The sequence below is a fragment of the Hallella sp. genome, assembly GCF_037460745.1.
Classification (GTDB): domain Bacteria; phylum Bacteroidota; class Bacteroidia; order Bacteroidales; family Bacteroidaceae; genus Prevotella; species Prevotella faecis.
In genome coordinates, this window is the sequence record NZ_JAXVAE010000138.1 from 1 (window position 1) to 1,865 (window position 1,865).

General features: G+C 52.2%; 2 protein-coding genes. Both read left to right on the forward strand.

Translation table 11 applies throughout. From position 1 onward, the window contains the following. The first annotated feature begins 92 nt into the window (after positions 1 to 92). Positions 93 to 455, forward strand: coding sequence for an aquaporin (locus WKK33_RS09470; RefSeq protein ID WP_337933584.1), 363 nt, complete (start codon positions 93 to 95; stop codon positions 453 to 455). A gap of 97 nt (positions 456 to 552) precedes the next feature. Further along, complete coding sequence (locus tag WKK33_RS09475; RefSeq protein ID WP_215760084.1) at positions 553 to 1,773, forward strand: sugar MFS transporter; 1,221 nt, start codon at positions 553 to 555, stop codon at positions 1,771 to 1,773. The last annotated feature ends 92 nt before the right edge of the window (positions 1,774 to 1,865 follow it).

Genomic DNA, 1,865 nt, shown 5'->3' on the forward strand with positions numbered 1-1,865 from the left:
AAATATCAAATATATAACTATAGTTAAGCGATTAATATCGCATCACTAGTAATTAAGAATAGGATTCCAATTATTATCAAGACTAAGAGTTTATGAAAAAGTATTTAGCAGAGATGGTGGGCACTATGGTGCTTGTCCTTATGGGCTGTGGCGCCGCCGTCTCATTGGGATGCGCTCCCATTGGCAATCAGGCCGCCGTGGTGGGCGCCACCGCCAAGACCAATGGTGCCACCAACAAATTCGCAGGCTTGGCCATTGGCCTATCGCTGGTGCTTGTCCACTTGGCTTGCATTCGCTACACGGGCACATCCGTGAACCCCGCTCGCTCCATTGGCCCAGCCCTGTTCCAGGGAGGTTCGGCCTTGGCCAACCTCTGGATCTTCATCGTTGGTCCGTTGGTGTGCGGCGCACTGGCTGCGCTGGTGTGGAAAATCATTGAACCCGCAAAGAAATAAACTTTAGGCGGCCATGCATGCCGCCCTTCTTCATAGGGCCTTCCTCGTGTGGGAAGCGTCCTCATGGGGAAGACCCTTTCGTATTAATTATTATATTATGAGTCGTCAGTCATTAACTAACAAACAGTATTTTCTTCCGTTCGTACTCGTTACATCGTTGTTCTTCCTGTGGGGCTTTGCCCGCGCCATCCTCGATGTGCTGAACAAACACTTTCAGAACGAGCTCGACATCAGCATCACCCAGTCGTCGCTCATTCAGGTCACTACCTATTTGGGCTATTTCCTCATGGCCATTCCCGCCGGATGGTTCATCAATCGCCGAGGCTATCGCCTGGGTGTGGTGTTTGGTTTGATGCTGTTTGCCATTGGCGCGTTCCTTTTCATTCCCAGCGCTTTGGCCGGAACGTTCTACGCTTTCTTAGGCGCCCTGTTTATCATTGGTTGTGGCCTGGTGTTCTTGGAGACCGCGGCCAATCCCTATGTCACGGAGTTGGGCGATCGCGACACCTCGACGGCACGACTCAACTTCTCGCAGTCGTTCAATGGCCTGGGATCGCTCTCTGCCACATTCTTCGTCGGTCAGTTTCTCTTCAGTGGCGATAGCCAGGCCAACGACATTGTGCTGCCTTACTCCATCCTTGGCGTTTTGGTGCTGATCATTGCCGTTGTATTCTCGCGTGTCAACCTTCCCGAGATCAAACATGCCGAGACCGAGGAGGACCGTCAGCAGGGCACGCGCATCAAGAAGCTGTTTAAGCACCATCCCATGTTCGTTTTCGGACTGTTCGCCCTGTTGGCCTATGAGGTTGCAGAGATATCCATCAATAGCTATTTCATCAATTATGTCACGGGCAAGGGTTGGATGAGCGACAACCTCGCGTCCATTGTCCTCACCATAGCGTTGGCCTTCTTCATGGTAGGACGTTTCTTGGGCAGTTGGATTATGCGACGTGTCAAGGCCGAGCACATGCTTTTCGGTTGTGCCGTAGGTAGCGTGTTGTGCATCGGCTTGGTACTTCTCAACCTGGGCCCTGTGTCGATGGTGGCCCTCGTGTGCAACTATCTCTTCGAAGCCATTATGTTCCCCACCATCTTCTCGTTGGCCTTGCGTGGCTTGGGCAACCTCACGAAGAGCGCCTCGTCGTTGCTGATGATGACCCCCATCGGTGGTTGCGGCTTCCTGCTCATGGGTGTTGTGGCCGACGCCACAGGCATGCAGAGCCTGCCATTCCTCATCCCCTTCTTGGGCTATTTTGTGGTGTTGCTTTTCGCATCCGAGCTGACGCGCAAGAAAAATGCGACCGTTCTGACGCTCTGATCACCGATTAGGTCCCAGAGCCATAAGTTATAATCATCAAAAAGAGGGTGTGTCATAATTGACTATGGTCATTTATGGTGCACCCTCCTTTT